General features: G+C 39.1%; 20 protein-coding genes. 16 read left to right on the top strand and 4 right to left on the bottom strand.

Annotated features, from left to right (window positions below):
* The 4 genes from J2Z32_RS15875 to J2Z32_RS15860 all read right to left on the bottom strand — a co-directional run bounded on the left by J2Z32_RS15875 (position 1) and on the right by J2Z32_RS15860 (position 3,784).
* Positions 1 to 714, bottom strand: a complete 714-nt coding sequence (locus J2Z32_RS15875) for an ABC transporter permease (RefSeq protein ID WP_210090153.1) — start codon at positions 712 to 714, stop codon at positions 1 to 3.
* Position 715: 1 nt separating this feature from the next.
* Entirely contained in the window at positions 716 to 1,627 is a 912-nt protein-coding gene (locus J2Z32_RS15870; protein WP_210090152.1) for an ABC transporter ATP-binding protein, read from the bottom strand.
* 70 nt (positions 1,628 to 1,697) lie between these two features.
* Positions 1,698 to 3,110 (bottom strand): HAMP domain-containing sensor histidine kinase, encoded by a 1,413-nt coding sequence (locus tag J2Z32_RS15865; protein ID WP_245251524.1) that lies wholly within the window; start codon positions 3,108 to 3,110, stop codon positions 1,698 to 1,700.
* Entirely contained in the window at positions 3,107 to 3,784 is a 678-nt protein-coding gene (locus tag J2Z32_RS15860) for a response regulator transcription factor (RefSeq protein WP_210090151.1), read from the bottom strand. The genes J2Z32_RS15865 and J2Z32_RS15860 overlap by 4 nt, the downstream gene beginning before the upstream one ends.
* 209 nt (positions 3,785 to 3,993) lie before the next feature.
* Between J2Z32_RS15860 and J2Z32_RS15855 the strand changes: the two genes are divergently transcribed.
* From J2Z32_RS15855 to J2Z32_RS15780, 16 genes are all read left to right on the top strand, one after another.
* Complete coding sequence (locus J2Z32_RS15855; RefSeq protein WP_210090150.1) at positions 3,994 to 5,310, top strand: DUF438 domain-containing protein; 1,317 nt, start codon at positions 3,994 to 3,996, stop codon at positions 5,308 to 5,310.
* A gap of 157 nt (positions 5,311 to 5,467) precedes the next feature.
* Entirely contained in the window at positions 5,468 to 7,156 is a 1,689-nt protein-coding gene (locus J2Z32_RS15850; protein ID WP_210090149.1) for an AAA family ATPase, read from the top strand.
* 22 nt (positions 7,157 to 7,178) lie between these two features.
* Positions 7,179 to 7,409 carry a DUF2997 domain-containing protein gene (locus J2Z32_RS15845; RefSeq protein ID WP_210090148.1) on the top strand — a complete coding sequence of 77 codons (231 nt, stop codon included), beginning with the start codon at positions 7,179 to 7,181 and terminating at the stop codon, positions 7,407 to 7,409.
* A gap of 92 nt (positions 7,410 to 7,501) precedes the next feature.
* On the top strand, positions 7,502 to 8,203 hold the full coding sequence (locus J2Z32_RS15840) for a hypothetical protein (RefSeq protein ID WP_210090147.1): 702 nt from the start codon (positions 7,502 to 7,504) through the stop codon (positions 8,201 to 8,203).
* A gap of 4 nt (positions 8,204 to 8,207) precedes the next feature.
* The gene (locus tag J2Z32_RS15835; protein WP_210090146.1) at positions 8,208 to 8,945 is read left to right on the top strand and encodes a ComEA family DNA-binding protein; all 738 of its coding nucleotides are present in this window, start codon (positions 8,208 to 8,210) and stop codon (positions 8,943 to 8,945) included.
* Positions 8,946 to 9,047: 102 nt separating this feature from the next.
* A complete protein-coding gene (locus tag J2Z32_RS15830) occupies positions 9,048 to 9,719 on the top strand; it encodes a ComEA family DNA-binding protein (protein ID WP_210090145.1) in 672 nt (223 codons plus the stop codon).
* Complete coding sequence (locus J2Z32_RS15825; protein ID WP_210090144.1) at positions 9,719 to 10,315, top strand: 4Fe-4S single cluster domain-containing protein; 597 nt, start codon at positions 9,719 to 9,721, stop codon at positions 10,313 to 10,315. Before J2Z32_RS15830 ends, J2Z32_RS15825 begins: the two co-directional genes overlap by 1 nt.
* Before the next feature lie 142 nt (positions 10,316 to 10,457).
* Positions 10,458 to 12,461: a flavocytochrome c gene (locus J2Z32_RS15820; protein ID WP_210090143.1), complete on the top strand. Its 2,004-nt coding sequence runs from the start codon at positions 10,458 to 10,460 to the stop codon at positions 12,459 to 12,461.
* 184 nt (positions 12,462 to 12,645) lie between these two features.
* Complete coding sequence (locus J2Z32_RS15815) at positions 12,646 to 13,596, top strand: ROK family glucokinase (RefSeq protein ID WP_210090142.1); 951 nt, start codon at positions 12,646 to 12,648, stop codon at positions 13,594 to 13,596.
* A 69-nt stretch (positions 13,597 to 13,665) separates the two neighbouring features.
* Positions 13,666 to 14,559: an RNase adapter RapZ gene (gene rapZ / locus J2Z32_RS15810; RefSeq protein WP_210090141.1), complete on the top strand. Its 894-nt coding sequence runs from the start codon at positions 13,666 to 13,668 to the stop codon at positions 14,557 to 14,559.
* Between the two features lie 15 nt (positions 14,560 to 14,574).
* Positions 14,575 to 15,561: a gluconeogenesis factor YvcK family protein gene (locus J2Z32_RS15805; protein WP_210090140.1), complete on the top strand. Its 987-nt coding sequence runs from the start codon at positions 14,575 to 14,577 to the stop codon at positions 15,559 to 15,561.
* A gap of 5 nt (positions 15,562 to 15,566) precedes the next feature.
* The gene (gene whiA / locus J2Z32_RS15800; protein ID WP_210090139.1) at positions 15,567 to 16,496 is read left to right on the top strand and encodes a DNA-binding protein WhiA; all 930 of its coding nucleotides are present in this window, start codon (positions 15,567 to 15,569) and stop codon (positions 16,494 to 16,496) included.
* A gap of 220 nt (positions 16,497 to 16,716) precedes the next feature.
* Entirely contained in the window at positions 16,717 to 16,986 is a 270-nt protein-coding gene (locus tag J2Z32_RS15795) for an HPr family phosphocarrier protein (RefSeq protein WP_210090138.1), read from the top strand.
* 224 nt (positions 16,987 to 17,210) lie between these two features.
* Positions 17,211 to 17,966, top strand: a complete 756-nt coding sequence (locus J2Z32_RS15790) for an SIMPL domain-containing protein (RefSeq protein ID WP_210090137.1) — start codon at positions 17,211 to 17,213, stop codon at positions 17,964 to 17,966.
* Positions 17,967 to 18,204: 238 nt separating this feature from the next.
* Positions 18,205 to 19,176, top strand: coding sequence for an ABC transporter ATP-binding protein (locus J2Z32_RS15785; RefSeq protein ID WP_210090136.1), 972 nt, complete (start codon positions 18,205 to 18,207; stop codon positions 19,174 to 19,176).
* Entirely contained in the window at positions 19,173 to 20,021 is an 849-nt protein-coding gene (locus J2Z32_RS15780) for an ABC transporter permease (RefSeq protein WP_210090135.1), read from the top strand. Before J2Z32_RS15785 ends, J2Z32_RS15780 begins: the two co-directional genes overlap by 4 nt.

The following is a 20,021-nucleotide window of genomic DNA, read 5'->3' as shown; positions in this document are numbered from 1 at the left end:
TCAGGCAATGTCCTTTCGATTAAAATGTTGACGACTTATAAATAGCACGATGAGGGCAGTAACTATACCTGCAATAATAAAAGGTACCTTTTGCTCACTATTTAAGCTTAAGGAAGGCCAATTTAAAATAAACCATTCTGGTAATTGACCTGCACCTATTGAGACAAGGGATACTGTAACACCAAGGGTCACAGGAATGGCTTGATTTTGATAAACAACGGATAACCAAAGCTGTAAAGACAGTAGTGGCAAGGCACTTAAATAAGGAAACAGACCTAAAATCGCAACCTGCCCAACAGGAATGGCTGTACCAAAACCAAGGACAAGACCTAAAATTAAGCTACCGATCGATAACGTAAAACAAGAAAGCAGCAGGAGCAGTGTACATAATAGAAATTTAGATAAAAATACACGTTTTCTGGAAATTGGTAACGCAAGTAGCTGCTTCCAAGCACTTGTCTGGTGTTCAACATTGGAAACAAGTGAGGAGACTAGTGTACAGCCTAGAAATAGGGAGATGGGAACAAAGGCGCCAATATCGCCTAATAATGACTGCCATAAATGACCTTGATTCTGATGGGTCAAATAGTTGTAGCGAAGGCCCCAGTTCAGTGCCATCATCAGTACGACACCAAGGGGGGCTCCAATCACAAGCAACCAGATTCCCTTTTTAGATATTTTTAAAAAGTCAGCTTTTAGCGATCTGAGTAACATATTAGAGGTTCTCCTTTCCAACTAAGTCCATAAAGATATCCTCTAGCGACTGACGTGCTTGCTCCACTCTATAAATTAAATGACGATGCTCCACAAGATGCGTGACAAGTCTTGCAACTTGTTCATCCTGCATATGTGAGAAGGAGAGTACATTATTTTGAAGTGTGCCCATGAAGCCTAAATCACGTGCTAACCATAACGCATCTTCAGAGTCTGACACTACAAATTTCATCTCGCTGATGGATTGTTTTTTTAATTCCTCCAACGTATCTTGGAACACCATTTTTCCTTTTGAGATAATACCGACCACATTCGCCATTTGCTCTACTTCACTAAGTAGATGACTAGAAATTAAAATCGTGATGCCATATTTTTTAGGTAACTCTTTAATTAACTCACGTATTTCATGAATGCCCATTGGGTCAAGTCCATTTGTTGGCTCATCAAGAATTAGTAGCTTGGGTTGTCCAAGTAAGGAAGCTGCAATGCCTAGACGTTGCTTCATCCCTAACGAAAAACCTTTAACGGGGCGATTAGCCTCTTTCGTTAAGCCAACAATGGTGAGTACCTCGTCAATTCTTGATTTAGGCACATCTAAAATCAGCCGAATTGCTTCTAAATTTTGAGTAGCAGTCAGATGACCGTAATAGGAGGGGTACTCCACTAGGGAGCCAGTATTTCTTAAAATTTCTAGTTTGTGCTTGGCTAAATTTTTGCCCAAAATTTCAATGCTACCCTTACTAGGCTTAATCAGCCCTAATAACATCCGTATTGTCGTTGTTTTGCCGGCACCATTTGGGCCTAAAAAGCCATAAATATCTCCTTGCTGCATCGTTAGATTTAAATGATCGACGACATTAGTTTTGCCGTAGGTTTTTGTTAGATTGGTTGTTTGAATAATTGAATTTGACATTGAATATCATCACCTCTATGTATCATCCTACAGACTGTAGTTTAAATACATAGAGGTGAGTTGTTTAAATTTAGTTTAAAAGTTGAGTTTGGGGGGAGATGTATACCGTGGTTCCATGTGGAGTAGAATCTACTTCGCGAGTTAGATCCATTTCCTTTAACAGCATATCGACAATGAGCAAGCCAAGTCCAGAGCCTTGTGAGGTCGTGTGCGCCTCCATGCCAGGCCCATGATCTTGTATGCAGATGGTTGGAATACCTTTTCGATTTATAACTGATATTCCAATATATTTGCCATTGCTCGCATAACGCATTACGTTTTGGAACAGATTGTCCAAGACACGTCGGAAGCCAAGATCATCAATTCGCCATTTTAAAGGAGTGTCAGGCAAATTGATATGTGCATCTATATTTTTTGCCTCCCATACAGGGTACCATGCTGCTGCACTTTGCCGAAGAAAACGAATGATATCCACCTCGTGTAGCTCGATGTTATATTTTCCACTAGATAATAGGTTGTAGGAAAGAAGATTTTCAATTAATCCATCTAGTTCACTAATTTTACCCTCCATCAGCGCAAGGGATTGTTTACCAGCTTCAGAAAGGGGTTCCTTGGATAACGTGAAAAGGTGACCACCGAGTACAGTTAAAGGTGTGCGTAAATCATGCGAGAGGTTACTTATGAACTTTTTACGAAGGGTTTCTTCCTCACGCTCACGTTTCTGACTAGCTTGAAGCTCTGCAATCATATGGTTAAAGGATTTCTCTAGTCTACCGATTTCATCAGGACTTCCTTCCACGATTGGAGCTGGAAGCAGGTTATCTGCTGTAGGTGTCATCGCCTGCTGCAAGCGAAGCAGCCTTCTCTGAATATTTCTAAAAAATAAAAAGGAGACAATAATAAAAGCGATGATGGTGGCTAATAAGCTAAGCATGTATAAAATAGAGGAAAAAATTTCATTAAAGGTATCGTTTACAACAAGCATGTTACGTGGCAACATAAATACGATAAAGCCCTGATTAGCTCGTGTATATTCGTTGCTATTTCCTATGAAAGAGATAATCGTATAGGGATCAGCATTGACGTGTTTTTTCATAAATTCAATCGCTTGCTCTGCGGACCATGTCGCAGGTATTTTTGGATTTACAGGTAGCTGTAGCTGAGTTTTGCCGTTACCGTCTACCCAAAAGAGGCTTGCCTTAACGTATTTTTGCTTGAGCCTACGTAATGTATCATTGATTGTCTCTGGAGAAGCTTGGTCTAGCTGTCTAGCTTGCTTGTGCCACATATCCTCTAAATGAATGGAATCACCATAATATTCGTTACTTGTAGTCGGAGCTTGCTGCATAAAGTTTTTTATCAAGCTCGTAGCTACAAGTGAAACGGGTAATCCAATTGGGATTAAAATAATAGCGGTTAAAATAATTAAGGTATATTTGGATAAAAGTGAATTTTTATATTTCTGAAGATTTATTCCCTTCATGGCTTCACCCGATAGCCGATCCCACGAATCGTTTCAATGATCTCTGGATTGGCTGGGTCTCGCTCTAGCTTTTCGCGTAAATGTCGGATGTGAACCATTAACGTTTTATCCCCGTCAATGTACGGTTCTCCCCACACGCCTTCGTAGATTTGTTCCTTCGTTAAAATTTGCCCTAAATGGCGAAGCAGAAATTTAAAAATATAAAACTGCTTACCAGTGAGCACAATTTCTTCACCTGTATCGTTATTGATAATAATGTTTTCCTGATCACTAATTGTGAGGTGCTTCACTTGGAGCTGCTGGCTAGCAGGTGTGCCGCTTCGACGAAGCAATACTTCAATTCTGGCAGATAATTCATCGGGATGAAACGGCTTTGTTAAATAGTCGTCAGCAAATTGTAGCCCTTGGAGCTTATCATCAATTGATGTTCTTGCAGATAACATTAGGATCGGTAGTGCAGGGAAACTTTTCTTCAAGCGTTGTCCTAATGTGAAGCCATCTAAGCCAGGCAACATCACATCTAAAATAACAAGCAGACTTTGCTCAGCAAAGGTAAGGGCTTGTTCGCCATCCTTTAGCCAAATGACATGATAACCTCGTTCCTTCAAATCCGCAGATACAAGTTGTCCAATTTCTATATCGTCTTCTATATATAAAAGTGTAATGGGTTCCATTGTGGCCGAGCCTCCTTGTTTTTTTATTTTATATTAGTGTTCTTTATAAATCCATTTTAGCCTTGTTTAGTCTTTGAACTCATCTATTTATTGTCATTTTAGGGACTGGCAATCAAATCCCTTTTTATTTGTGATTATAATCACTGGTGTAACATGAAGGCTATGTTAAGTTTTACTGAGAATAGTTATCACTAACGGAGGTGCACAAAATGAGTGAATTAATTAATAATCGTGAACATCATATACCAGAGCAAACCAGACGTCAGGAATTACTAAAGGAAATTATTAAAGAGCTCCATCAAGGTAAAAGTGTAGAGGAGGTTAAGGCGAGATTTGAAGAAGCTGTAGGTGATGTCACTGTGTCTGAAATTTCCCAGTTAGAGCACGCATTAATGGAGGAGGAAGGAATTCCGGTCTCTGAGGTACAGCGGTTATGTTCAGTGCATACTGCCATTTTCAAAGGCTCCATTGAAGAGATTCATGCTCCTCATTCTGGTCAACCAGAAGATCAGCCAGGACATCCTGTGCATACGTTTAAATTGGAAAACCGCGAGATTGAACGCTTGCTAAACTTTACGATTTCCCTCCATATCGATAAATTTATGAAACATGATGAGGAAGAGATTATTTTTAAGCTAGTTGAAGATTTAAATCTCTTACTAGATGTAGATAAACATTATAGTCGAAAAGAGAACCTGCTATTCCCTTATTTAGAGAAGTATGGCATCTATGGTCCTACGAAGGTGATGTGGGGGGTAGATGACGGAATTCGCGCTATGATTAAGGAAATCAAAGCTAACCTTATGAATTACAATAGTGATAAAGACACGATGAAGATGGACTTGGATCGAATGATCAAAGAAGTAAACGAAATGATCTACAAGGAAGAAAATATTTTGATGCCGATGGCATTGCAGAAGCTGACCGAGGATGAATGGGTGAAAATTGCCGAAGAGTCAGATGAAATCGGATTTTGCTTAACTGCACCAAACGAAAAATGGATTCCAGCTCGTGCGCCGTCACCTGAAACGGTATATGCCAATACAGCTACAGTTGAGACTAAGGGTGAGGGTAAAGATAAAGCTAACGATGGAGCCGAGGCAGGAGAAGCTTTTTCTACACCACAAGGTTTTGTTAAATTTGATACAGGCGTGTTGTCTGTTGGGCAGCTTGAAGCAATTATGAATGTGCTCCCTGTTGATTTAACCTTTATCGATGAAAATGATGTTGTGCGGTACTTCTCCCATGGTGAGCGTATTTTTGCTAGAACGAAAGCGGTGATAGGACGTACAGTACAAAACTGCCACCCACCACAAAGTGTGCATATCGTAAATGAGCTATTAGCAGACTTTAAAGCAGGCAAGAAGGACGTCGAGGACTTCTGGATTCCGTTTAAGGATAAATTCGTGTTTATTCGTTACTTTGCAATACGTGATGAGGATGGTCGTTATATGGGGACACTTGAATTCACCCAAAACATTGCGCCAATTCGTGCGTTAGAGGGGCAGAAGCGGATTATGTCTTAAAATACTTTAAATATAATATCACTCCCTATTCTTATTATGTTTGAGAATAGGGTTTTTTTATTGAAATGTGCTCATTTCACAGGAAATGTTTTCTATTTATAGTCCGAAAGTAATATAATAGAGGAAATATATTAAAAAAATGGAGGAACTTTTTTGCATGAGACAATCAGCAAATATTGAGTTTAAAACCCTCATTTCCAATTTAATGCGTGCACGGTTTCCTTTTCTATACATACCTACTTGGGAAGAAGAGCGAGCCTTATCTGTAATTCAAGCTGTTGCTGAGGATGAAGTTCTTATTAAGACGGTAAGAAAGGTCTTTACTTGGAGCTTGACTAGTGGGCTAGCAGAAATAGGAAAAAAATATAATGATGATTTAAAGGATCCACTTAAATGTTTAGATTTTATAGAGCGATATGATCAACCAGCTATATTTATATTAAAAGATCTGCATATCTATTTTGGTGTAGGTGGTAGGCAGCCTGATCCTCAAATTATAAGGAAAATACGTGATTTATTACCTTTTCTAAAGCAAAGCATTAACCCTAAAAATGTAATCATTGTGAGTCCTACTTTAACAATACCTACAGAGCTACAAAAGGAAATTACAATTGTCGATTTTGATTTACCCACATTTTCAGAGCTAAAAACCATTCTTAGTGAAATGATTGAAGCAAATAAAGCAAGTGGAAGAATTTTAATAGAATTGACTGATTTAGAGGAAGAGAAGCTAGCTAAGGCAGCACTAGGATTAACCTTACATGAGGCAGAAAATGCTTTTGCACGCGCTATGGTTGATGACGGTAAGTTAAATATTAAGGATGTTGAGGTTATTTTAGAGGAAAAACGTCAAATTATTAAAAAGTCAGAAATTTTAGAATTTATAAAATCAGACCTCAATATTAATGATGTAGGTGGACTTGAAAATTTGAAGAGATGGTTAATGAAGCGTAATAAATCGTGGCTAGATTCTGCACAGGAATATGGATTGCCTTCCCCAAGAGGGGTACTTATTACAGGCGTTCCTGGCTGTGGTAAAAGCTTAGTTGCTAAGTCGATTAGCGCAATGTGGCAATTACCCTTACTAAGATTAGATATGGGAAAAATTTTTAGTGGCATTGTGGGTAGTAGTGAAGAAAATATGCGTAAAGCAATCAAAACTGTGGAAGCAGTTTCGCCCTCTATTTTATGGATAGATGAAATTGAAAAGGGCTTTAGTGGCACAACACAAGCTGGTGATAGTGGAACATCTAGTCGTATATTCGGGACATTCTTGACTTGGATGCAAGAAAAAACAAAGCCTGTTTTTGTTGTAGCCACAGCAAATAATATTCATTCATTACCTGCGGAAATGCTACGTAAAGGACGCTTTGATGAAATATTTTTTGTGGATCTTCCAACTAAAAAGGAACGTGTGGAAATTTTCCGTTTGCATATGAATAAGCGCTTAAATTCTCCAAAGGCGAGGGGGCACTTTCAAATTGATGAAAATATCCTTTATCAATTAGCGGAGCTAACAGAGGGTTATGCTGGTGCTGAAATTGAGCAGATTGTAATTACTGCTTTATTTGAAGCCTTTTCTGAAGATAGAGCCATTACACAAGAAGATTTTATCAAAGCGATTCATACAACGGTGCCTCTCTCAGTAACTCAAGCCGAACAAATTCAAGGTATTCGTGAGTGGGCTAATGTAAGAGCTGTTGCGGCAACATTGAAGGAGGATCGACTAGAATATAGTCTTCCGGTGGTTGATCCTATTTTGCCACCACCACAAGCACCAGAGTCTAAATCTCCAGAGCATGATGATGTTTTATTATCAAGAGGTGGTAGGGCAGTAGACTTTTAATTAGAGAGGGGAGGCAAACTTAGTGGCAAAGAAAATACAAATACAAATATTTCCTGACGGACAGATTAAAGCAGAAGTGATGGGTGTTAAAGGTAAAGGGTGCATGGACTACCTAGAGGTTTTGGAGCAGCTACTTGATGCCGAAATTGTTGACTCAGAGTATACAGCTGAATATTACGAGACCGAGCAAGTAGTAATTGAGGAGCAGCAGGTTCCTATAATAAATACGAATGTACAACAAGGTAATAGATAGTGGTTAAATGAAGAGGTATGTTCCAGAAGGGAGAGTAAGTGATGTCAGTTTCATTAACACTGATTCCCATTGCACTCACGTTACGGCTCGTAATGGGGAAAAATAATTTTAATAACTGGGTTGAATCTTCTCAAATAAAAGTGGCTACAGATTTTAAGAATGATCTTGAATTAGTAAGAACGGTTAGAAAAGCAGGATATGATGCGGAGAAATGGGGAGGAAGTATAAAGACCCATATTGACGGGAAAAATTTATACTTTTTTTGGGAGCAAGTTGAAGGGAAATGGACGGCTGTATTTGGAAAATCAGATTCTAAAGCAAAAGTTGAGCATTTTATGAATGAGTTAAATAGGGTAGCTGGTCGGAATGTGTTTGAGAATTTGAAGGGGAATTCTTTATTTGAGACCAAAACTAATGTAAATGATAACAATGTTGCTGTAGAAACTTATCCAACTAATTTTCGTGATGGACAAATATTATTTTCTACACTTAAGCAATTTGGGGTAAACCCCATTTATCAGGGATCCAAAATTTCCTGCAAAGTAGAGGAATCAACTTTAACTTTCAGTCAAACTGAACCTGGTGCTCCTTTCCAAGTACAAATTAAAAATGCACCTAGCTCTACTAAAATATATGAATACTTATCCAATGTCGATGAGGATTATAAAAGATGTGTGCAATCAATGGTATATGAAAAGGTTAAAGCCCGTGTTGCAGATAAAAATATGGAAGTGGAGCATGAAGAGATTTTAGAAGACAATTCGATTGTATTAACTATAAACGTACGAGGTTAGTGAGATGGAGAAGGTTCACTTAGATAGAATTACTGAAATATGTGAGGATTATTCTGATAGTTGGTTTTACCCTAAAGAGCTTATTTCTAAAAAAATGTGGACTAATATGTTTGTTGAATTTAGACTCCCACATGAAATAGAGATTATTGCCTTAATAGATACTACGCTTTTTAAAAATGGAAAACGAGGTCTTATTATAGCCAATACAGGGATTTACTTAAGAAATGCTTGGCCAACCAACTATCATTATGCTTTTTTTAATTGGGAACAATTTAAGGAATTAGAGTTTGAATCATCAGGTAGTTTTAATCTGAGTATGGGTAGTGAAGTTTTATTTAATATGTCTGGAATTTCTGAAAAGAGGGAAGAAGTCATTGAGTTATTTTATGATATACAGCAATGCTTGTTAAACCCAACACAGCCTGAGAGTCAAGATATAGAAGTGTTAGATGTGTTGCATCTAGGTGATGAGAGCAATACTGCATCATTGTATGATAAAAGTGAATTTGCCTTAATTGATGTAAACATAGCTTCACAAGAGGAATTACTTGAGCATTTAGGTCTAGGTATAGAGCCAACTAAACAAATTGTTCAACACCGTGAAACGGTGGGGGGATTCAAAATGATAGAAGAGGTTGGGCAGTTATTAGCATTGAAGCCACATCAGATTGAGCAATTAAGAGGGAAAACTGCATTTTCTCCAATTTTAAGTAAGGTTAAGACTCGTATTATAGATTATTAGAGTTTAAATATTAAATGGGAGAGTAATATGAAAATTAAACCCAGAAGTAAGATTTGGCGCTTTTTTAACTCGTGGTGGGTTCTCCTTACGTTTGTCTTTTTTTTGAATTGGGTCGCCTTTATGTATATTTCTGCTAAAACTAAGAAAAAAGCATGGGCGGTATGGGGACTCGTCTATGCAATTCCATTTATTTTACTTTTATTAGAGGTATACGATGAGAAAAGCGCCGCATATGATTATCTTTTTTTTGCAGCAATAATAGGCACAGTGATCTCGGTAATTCATGCGCTTAATATTCGTAAAGAATACTTATCCCGACTTCAATATCGAAAGGCATATGAAGCTGAGATGGAACGGCATTTGGCATATGATTATAATCCTGATACAGAGGATTATGACGATGAAGATTACGAATATGAAGATGACGAAGATTATGAAGAAGATGAGGATACTGGGGATTCTTATTATGAAGAAGAGGAAGTTGCAGCTTCTCAAATCGAAGAGGCTACATTATCTTCATCATCTGATAGCTTATTGGACTTAAATGTTGCTACAGAGGAACAAATTTCAGACTTACCTGGAGTGGGTATTATTTTAGCGAAAAAGGCGATTAAACATAGGGAGGAAAGTGGAGAATTCCATTCAGTGGAGGAATTCTTTCAGTTGCTACAATTGAAACAATACGCAATAGACCGAATACGTCCCTTAGTTGTTGTCATTGAATCACCTTCGCTACCCCCTCAAACCAATCGTAGAAGGTTGGTGGATTATTAGTGCAATTAAATGTTCATCAATATATCCCAGTTACTAAAGTAGAGGGGCCAGGTATTCGTGCCTGTATACAGGTACAGGGATGCCCCATCCGATGTAATGGCTGTGCAGTACCATTTACATGGCCTGAAAATGGCGGAATTGCTAGAGATGTAAATGAACTCGCAGAAAGCATATTAAATACTGATGGAATCGAAGGAGTTACATTTCTAGGGGGAGAACCATTTGCTCAAGCAGAGGCTTTAGCTATGTTAGGGCGCCTTTTGCGTCATGAGGGTTTGTCCGTTATGACCTTTACAGGTTATGTATATGAAGACTTAGTTGCGTCTAACAATCAGCATTATTCTGATTTAATTGCAGTTACTGATCTACTCGTGGATGGTCCCTTTCAAAAAGAAAACTTGGATACAAGTAGACCGTGGGTAGGCTCATCAAATCAAAGGTATCATTTTTTAACAGATCGTTACCTTTATCTCCAAGATAAATTATTGGATATACCCAATCGGCTTGAAGTTCGTCTAGGTACAGATGGTAGGGTAATGGTTAATGGATTAGCAGAACTTACAGATTTAGAGTACTTATTTGGAAAGCTAATGTGAAGAGCCTAACAATAAGTAAAAAATTAATACTGAATCCAATCTCTCTGAATAAAATGAAATTAACGGATATGGAAAGCGTATTCGTTATTTTTCATTTTATTTTTTGTGAAAATAATCACTTGATGTAGGGAGGGGTAACGAAATGAAAAGGATGAGTTTAAAGACGGTAAAAAATAGCTTTTTAATACTATTGTCAATGGTGTTAATATTGGGGCTAATTGGGTGCAACAAGGATGAGGATGGTGGGAATGGAGAAAGTAAAACAGATTTAAATGCAGTACAGCTTTACAAACCTGGTACTTATAATGGGGAAGCAGAAGGGCTTCATAGTAAGATTAAGGTGGAAGTCACGGTGGATGCTAATTCAATAAAATCAATTAAGGTGGTAGAGCAAAATGATACCAAAGGTGTAAGTGATCCCGTATTCACCACCATTCCAGACAAAATTGTTCAAGGTCAGACGTTAAAGGTGGATGCGGTAACGGGCGCCTCTGTATCAAGTAAAGGCTTACTTGATGCTATTGCAGATGCGTTAGCTAAAGCAGGCGCGGATGTGAATGCGCTTAAAAATAAGGAGCCCATTCAAGCTGATGTGGCTAAGGAAGCAGTTGTAAAGGAAACTGAGGTAGTTGTCGTTGGTGGCGGTGGTGCAGGTTTAGCGGCTGCAGTGTCTGCGGGTGAACAAGGAGCAAAAGTCATTTTAATCGAAAAGGCACCTGCGCTAGGTGGGAATACAATCCGATCTGGGGGTGCATTAAACGCCTATGACCCTGTTCGCCAACCCAAAATAGAGATGAACCAAGCTTTAATTAATGAGTTAAAGGATATTTTAACTTATAAGGAAGACCAGTTTGGGGAGTATGCAAGCACATTAAAGATGTTAAAGGGGCAAATCAAAAACTATTTAAATAAAGAAGACACTTCTAAGCTATTCGACTCGCCTGAGCTTCATATGATTCATACTTACATCGGTGGAAAGCGAACAGGGTTAGATGGTAAGAAGATATGGGGTAAGTTTGAGTTGGTACAAACGCTAGCTAAAAATGGCTATGGCACAATTCAGTGGCTGGAGGGTAATGGGGTAGGGTTTGGAGATGGGATTGGTACAGTGCTTGGGGCTTTATGGCCAAGGACACATCATAGTACACAACCTTTAGCTACAGGTTATATTAATAGTCTAGAAAAAGCAGCAACGAAGCTAGGTGCAGAAATTATGCTCAACACAAAAGCAACAAAGCTAATTATGGAAAATGGGAAAGTAGTGGGCGTAACCGCGGAGCAGTCAGATGGTACAGTGGTTACGTTAAAAGCAACAAAAGGCGTTGTTATGGCGACAGGTGGGTTCGGTGCAAATCCTGAGATGGTTGTGAAATACAACAATTATTGGCCCGACCTTGATCCAAACATCAAAACAACGAATACCGCGAATGCAACTGGAGACGGGATTGTCATGGGGGAAGAAGTTGGCGCTAACTTGTGGGGAATGGGCTTTATTCAGCTTATGCCAAGCGGTGAACCTGAAACAGGTGCATTATCTGGTGGGGTATGGGGAAGTGCAGAAACACAGATTTTCGTTAATAAGGAAGGCAAGCGATATGTAAATGAGTATGCGGAACGGGACGTTTTGGCAGCCGCTGCACTTAAGCAAAGGGATAAGACCTTTTATATCATTAGTGATATGACAGCGCTAGGCAATCCTAAAATGAGCGACCAAACAAACTGGGGTGAAACCTACCAGAGTTTAATAGATCGTAAAAGTATTTTTAAAGGGGATACGTTGGAGGATCTAGCACAGCAAATTGGGGTGCCTGTAGAAACCTTTGTGAAGGAGATGGATAAATACAATACGTATGTTGAAAATCAAAATGATCCTGAGTTTGGTAAAAAGAACTTTGGCGCAAAGCTAGAAAAGGCACCTTTCTTTGCTACACCAAGAACCCCTTCGGTTCACCACACGATGGGTGGACTTGAAATTAATGAAAAGGCACAGGTGCTGGATGCTAAGGGAGCTCCAATACCTGGATTCTACGCAGCAGGAGAGGTTACTGGGGGGCTTCATGCTGGTAACCGATTAGGTGGTAATGCAATAACAGATATTTTTACGTTTGGACGAATTGCGGGGGCTAGTGCGGCTGGAGCCAAATAACGAATAATATTTTTTATATAATCCCCTGTACTCTTAAATAAAATGGAGGACACAGGGGATTTATTTTTCCCTAGTATTCCTTGCTCCAAGCGTGATTCACTTCTCTTGACCTATCGGTCAAGGTTCGCTTATAGTTGGTACGTAGGAGCAAACAATTTTAATAGAGAAAAAGGTGGCTTGTGACATGTCTGAAAATATCTACATTGGCGTTGATCTGGGTGGTACTGCGATAAAGGTCGGTATCTGTAGCGAAGAGGGCAAGCTTCTTCAGACTTATGAAGGCCCAACTGAAGCCGATAAGGGTGCCGAGACATTGATTGACAATATCGAACGGTATGTACGCCATATTGTTGAACAATCAGAGTTTGATTGGGAGCAAGTTAAAGGCATAGGTGCAGGGGTTGCCGGGTTTACCAATGTACGTGAAGGCATCATTATTCTTGCGCCAAATGTAGGATTGCGAGATTTCCATATTCGCAAAATTTTAGAGGATCGTCTAGGCAAGCCTGTAATGATAGATAACGATGCCAATGTTGCTGCACTCGGCGAAGCATGGGGTGGCGCAGGCGCAGGTATCGATAATTGCGTATGTTATACACTCGGAACAGGTGTTGGCGGTGGAATTATTATAAATGGTAAAATATATCAAGGATTTTCGGGATTGGCAGGAGAGCTTGGGCATATTTCAGTTGTTCCTGATCTTGAAGCAATACAATGTGGCTGTGGCAAGATGGGTTGCCTAGAAACTGTGTCCTCTGCGACAGGTATCATTCGTATGGGTAAGGATGCAGTGGTTCGTGGGGAGCGTACAACATTATCCTTGGTAGAGAAAATTACAGCAAAGGATGTATTTGATGCTGCCAAAGCAGGCGATGAGGTTTCCATTCGTATCGTTAATCGCGCTGCCTATTATATAGGTAAGTCTTTAGCGGCAGTTGCATTAGTGCTTAACCCAGAACTGGTTATTATCGGTGGCGGAGTATCTAAAGCTGGAGATATTTTATTTGATGAAATCAGATCTGTGTTCGCACAATTAACACCTGAGCCAACACAAGCTGGATTAAGAATCGTTCCAGCGGTTTTAGGTAATGATGCAGGTATTGTAGGTGCAGCAGGTTTATTTTTACGCTCATAATTGGCGAGGTATATAAGGATAATATGAACACTCAGCGCATATGCTTTGTGTATGCAAGGAGGGAAAAACATGCTGGATGCAGAGGAAATATCAGTCGCTAATCTCATTATTATTACGGGAATGTCAGGAGCAGGGAAGACGCTTGCAGTGCGAAGTCTTGAAGATTTAGGTTTCTTTTGTGTAGACAATTTGCCTCCTGTATTAATTCCTAAATTTGCAGAGCTAATTGAGCAGTCAAAGGGGAAAATCGCTAAGGTTGCTTTAGTTATTGACTTGCGTGGAAGAGAATTTTTTACAGCATTATCTGAATCCTTAGGTTACGTTAAAGAACATTTTACAATCCATTGTGAAATTTTATTTTTAGATGCATTAGATAATATTCTTGTTCAACGTTATAAGGAAAGTCGTCGTCGTCATCCATTAGCACCTGAAGGCATGCCTCTGGATGGCATTAAGCTAGAGCGCAAAATGTTAGATGAGTTGAGGTCTTCTGCTAATCTAGTGATCGATACCAGCCATATGAAGCCGGCACAGCTTAAGGAGAAAATTATTTCGAGATTTTCCCATCTGGAGAGTAATCAGCTCTCTGTGAATGTCACTTCATTTGGATTCAAATACGGAATTCCGATTGATGCTGATCTTGTTTTTGATGTGAGATTTTTACCAAATCCACATTACATTGAGCATTTACGGCCTAAAACCGGTCAGGATGCAGATGTATATGATTATGTGATGAAATGGCCAGAGACACAGGCGTTTTTAACTAAGCTATTAGATATGCTTCATTTTCTGCTGCCTCAATATCATAAAGAAGGAAAAAGTCAGGTCATCATCGGAATCGGGTGTACAGGTGGCAAGCATCGTTCTGTAGCGATTAGTGAATATTTAGGTCGCATGCTTGGTACTAGCGAAACGGAGAAGGTGCGAGTCAGTCATCGAGACTCTGATAAGGACCGACATTAAGGGTGTGAATGATTGATGGGTCGGCAAAGGGAAGCAAGAAAACCACGCATTGTGGTCATGGGTGGAGGAACAGGTCTATCTGTGATGCTGCGTGGTTTAAAAGAAAAACCATTAGATATTACAGCCATTGTTACCGTAGCTGATGATGGAGGAAGCTCAGGCATTTTACGTAGTGAGCTACAGATGCCACCGCCGGGAGATATTCGAAACGTGCTCACAGCACTAGCGGATGTTGAACCGTTGCTATCAGATATGCTGAGCTATAGATTTACATCAGGCTCGGGGCTTGCAGGACATAGTTTAGGTAATTTAATTCTTGCAGCGATTACGGATATTTCAGGTGATTTTGTAACGGCTGTGCGTGAGCTAAGTCGTGTATTTGCAGTTCGTGGACGTGTGTTGCCTGCTGCGGATCAAGCGGTTGTGCTTCATGCAGAGATGGAGGATGGTTCGATTGTTTCAGGTGAGTCTGCGATTCCTCAAGCTCAAGGCAAGATCAAACGAATTATGTTAGAACCCGCTGAGGTGGAAGCTTTACCAGAAGCGGTTGAAGCGATTGCTGAAGCAGATGCAATTTTAATTGGCCCTGGTAGCCTCTATACTAGCATTATTCCTAATTTACTTGTGCCAAAACTCGCTCAGGCGATTTTAAATAATGATACGGCAATTAAAATGTTTGTTTGTAATGTCATGACACAGCCTGGTGAAACGGATGGTTATACTGTAAGTGATCATTTGGAAGCGGTATACCAGCATGTTGGACATCATTTGTTTGATTATGTTATCGTCAATGATGGAGAAATACCGTCTCAAATTCAAGACTTTTATGCTGAAAAGGGAGCAAAACCAGTTGAGGTAGATTGGGATGTTGTGACTGGACGTGGCTATAAGGTCATTGCAGATACACTCGTATTATTTAGAACCTATTTACGGCATGATGCAGATAAATTAAGCCATCACATTTATCAGTTAGTAGAAAACTGGATTTCTAGAAAGAGGTGATTCCCTTGTCGTTTGCGGCACAAACCAAAAAAGAGCTAACGATGTTTGAAGCTGAGCCTTGCTGTGAACAAGCCGAGTTATCAGCACTTATTCGGATGAATGGCTCTGTTCAGGTTTCGAATAAGAAGGTGGTTTTGGATATTTCTACGGAAAATGCCGCGATTGCAAGGCGCATCTATTCGTTAATTAAAAAGCATTTTCAGATTCATACTGAATTGCTTGTTCGTAAAAAAATGCGCTTGAAGAAAAACAATGTATACATCGTAAGAATTCCAGGCAAAGTACAAGAGATATTGCAGAGCTTAAAAATTGTTTCAGAGGGTTTTATTTTTAATTCAGGAATTAATCCTGAGCTCACTCGGAAAAACTGTTGTAAGCGGGCTTACTTGCGTGGAGCATTTATGGCAGGAGGGTCCGTGAATAATCCGGAAGGCTCATCCTATCATTTAGAAATTGCCTCAATGTATGAGGAGCATTGCAAGGCACTTGTCGATTTAGCTAATGAATTTGAATTAAATGCTCGCTTTATTGAGCGTAAAAAAGGATTCATTTTTTATATCAAAGAGGGTGAAAAAATTATCGAGTTGCTTAGTATTATTGGAGCACATCAAGCTTTATTTAAGTTTGAGGATGTACGAATCATGCGCGATATGCGAAATTCAGTTAATCGTATCGTAAATTGTGAAACTGCAAACCTTAATAAAACGATCGGTGCTGCTGTTAGACAAATCGATAATATTAAATTCCTTCAGAAAGAAATCGGTTTAGAAAATTTGCCAGAAAAACTTAAAGAGGTAGCTGAGGTACGCTTAGCACATCCAGATATGAACTTAAAGGAAGTTGGCGAATTGCTTAAAGGAACCGTTAGCAAATCAGGTGTAAACCATAGGTTACGTAAGATTGATGAGCTTGCCGAAAAAATTCGTGGGTCTTAGGTAGTTTCTTACTTACTGGATATGCTATAATGATATTAATTATAATGTATTAGAGAAGCAGCTTGCATAAATGTAATTAGCGACTTCTAAATTAGCAATACAAATTTACGAAAACGGTTCAATTTGTAAATATTGTGTCTAAGAGTGATCTAATTAGTTATGCAAATTGTTTAGGTTAAGAGATACGTTGTTTGAATTTCGTAATAGGGGGTAAGGTTTCATGGTTAAAAGCCCAGTGACCGTTCGATTAAAAACGGGACTTCATGCTCGTCCAGCAGCACTTTTCGTTCAAGAAGCGAACAAATATTCATCCGAAATTTTTGTTGAAAAGGATGATAAAAAAGTAAATGCTAAAAGTATCATGGGGATTATGAGCCTTGCCATTAGCACCGGAACAGAAATTTATATTAGTGCCGAGGGTGCAGATGCTGAACAGGCAGCAAACGCTCTAATCAGTTTAGTAAGCAAGGAAGAATTAGAAAACCAATAATGAACCAAAATAAAAGAGTAGTTTCGCATTTTTTGCGAAGCTACTCTTTTTTGATGAATTTTAATGTTAATTAATAACAGTTTAAAATTTTAAGTATTTTTTTAAGCTACATGATTTTGAATTGCAACATTTAAATACTTGACACCGTCAAAGGTTACAACAAAGGAAAAAAAATTTGTAGTTAATTTTAAAATAATTTTATTTAAAAATGGAGGCGTAAAGTGATGAAAACATGGTTAAAGCCAGTAGGAGCAACACTTGTAGCAGGTGTATTATTGTTTGGGACAGCTTCAACAGGGGTATTTGCCAATCGAGCATTCGCAGCGGATGCAGTACAGCAAAATAAAAGTATTATAAGTGTAGTGGGTAATGGTGAAATTTCCGTTAAACCTGATATTGCTTATTTATCAATCGGAGTGAAAACAGAGGCAGCTACTGCAAAAGCAGCACAAGCTGGAACAGCAGCAAAAATTTCTAAGCTAACGGCTGTACTAAAGGATCAATGGAAAATTAGTGGCAAGGATTTAAAAACAGGAGATTTTTATGTACAACCAAATTACACATATACTGAAAAAGATGGACAAAAAACTAAAGGATACAGCTCATCTCATATGTTGCAAATTACTTATCGTGATTTAGATAAGGTTGGACAATTGCTGGATGCTGTTTCTGAAGCAGGCGCAAACCAAATCAATAATGTTAATTTTGGAATTGAGAACCCAGAACAATTTGAAGCAGAAGTGATCGAAAAAGCGATGAAAAATGCGAATAATAGAGCAAAAGCTATTGCTAAAGCTTCTGGTCGTCAGTTAGGTACTGAGCTTTCCATTAGTCAATCCGGTAGCGATTCTTCCCTATATCTACAAAATCTCGTGTTAGAAAAAGCACAAGCAATGGGAAGTGTTGCAGACCGTACAACAGTAGAGATCGGTGAAATTAACGTTAAAATGAGTTTAAATGTTGTTTATGAGTTAAAATAATCAGTCTATAACTTATAATAACTTGTAAATTAGTTCGCAAGGGCTTTGTGTAATCTTACACAAGGCTCTTTGTCTTTAAAATTAGCTTCGTAGAAAACTATTGTAACCTAGGTCAAAACAAGGTATAGTGAATATGCAAAATTATAAGGAACCCATTTATACAAAATCAACAAGCCATCCCTACGGATATGGCTTGTTTTATAGTTAAGACAAACATTGCAAAGGAGCTGGTGTCCCAATGATTGCGCTATCTGAAGTGACTAAGAACTTTGGTGGTCAAGCTGTTGTACATCCATTATCACTAACGATCGAAGAAGGGGAGTTCTTAACTCTACTTGGCCCAAGCGGCTGCGGTAAAACGACTATTCTACGTATGCTTGCTGGCTTTGAGCAGCCTACAAGTGGTCAAATTATGTTAGATGGATTAGATTTAACGGAGCTTCCACCTAATCGGAGAGATTTAAATCTTGTTTTTCAGCATTATGCCTTATTTCCACATATGACTGTCGAGGATAATATCGCCTTTGGTCTTAAAATGAAAAAGCTCTCCAAACAAGAGCAAACAAAACGTATTCAAGAAGCTACTGAAATGACACAGTTAAGTGCACTTACAAAACGTTTCCCTCATCAGCTATCCGGTGGACAACAACAACGGGTGGCTATTGCGCGTGCCATTGCAAATAAACCAAAGGTGTTATTGTTAGATGAACCACTTGGGGCGCTGGACCTTCAGTTAAGAAAAAGCCTACAAGCTGAACTTAAGCAACTACAACGTAGTCTTGGAATTACGTTTGTGTACGTTACACATGACCAAGAGGAAGCGATGATGTTATCTGATCGGATAGTCATTATGAATCATGGGAAAGTAGAACAGATTGGCTCACCACGCGAAATTTATGAGACACCTGCAACGTTATTTTCAGCGACCTTTGTAGGGGAAAATAATATATTTGCGCAAGACGGTGCTATGATTGCGTTAAGACCAGAGAAGCTTAGTGCACAACATCATAATTTGGAGCAATGTAAATATACTGGTGAGATTACTGATGTTCTTTATCTTGGTAGCGTTCATAAACTAGTGGTACAGCTCGATAAGGAGCCAATGAAGGTATCGATTGTGTTGGATCTTAATCAGGATAACTCGTGGCATATCGGACAACGTATAGGGGTTAGCTGGAAAGCGGAAGACGAGGTGATTGTCGGATCATGAGAAAATCCAATTGGGGTATTATGCCGATCATCTTTTGGCTAGGGTTGTTTTTAGTTGTCCCGATGCTGATTGTAGTTGTGATTTCCTTTATGAGCCGAGATACACTTGGTAACGTTGTTATGGGCTTCAACTTGGATGGTTACAAACGTTTTTTTGAGCCGCTGTATTTAGGGATTTATTGGGATACGATTGTATTGTCTGTAATTACAACTGGATTATGTCTTTTGCTAAGCTACCCACTAGCTTATTATATTGCAAATGCAAGCACGAAGATGAGAACATGGGGTCTCATTTTAATTACAGTCCCATTTTGGATTAACTTCCTTATTCGTACATATGCTTGGGTGTTATTGCTGCGTACACAAGGGGTTGTAAATAATTTGCTCATCGACCTTGGATGGATTGCAGAACCGTTACAAATGCTATATACCAAAGGTGCAGTATTGCTTGGCATGGTCTATACCTTTATTCCATTTATGGTTTTGCCGATTTATGTCGCAATAGAACAAATGGACAAAAAGCTACTTGAGGCGGCAAGTGATCTTGGAGCAACAAGCTGGCGTGCATTTTGGCATGTGACATTACCTCAGACAAAGTCAGGCATTATGACAGGCGCTGTTCTTGTATATGTATCCACAACAGGGATGTTTGTCGTCACAGATATTTTGGGCGGAGCTAAATCTGCAATGATAAGCAACATTATTCAAAGTCAATTCCTTGGGGCGCGAAATTGGCCATTTGGTGCAGCATTATCAGTTATATTTGTCATTACGTCTTTAATACTAATCGCCTTATTTAATCGTGCAATGACAGCCAAACACTTAACTGTGAAGGAGGGCCGATGA

The organism is Paenibacillus turicensis, assembly GCF_017873435.1.
Classification (GTDB): Bacteria; Bacillota; Bacilli; order Paenibacillales; family Paenibacillaceae; genus Fontibacillus; species Fontibacillus turicensis.
This window is presented reverse-complemented; position numbering and strand designations above follow the sequence as displayed.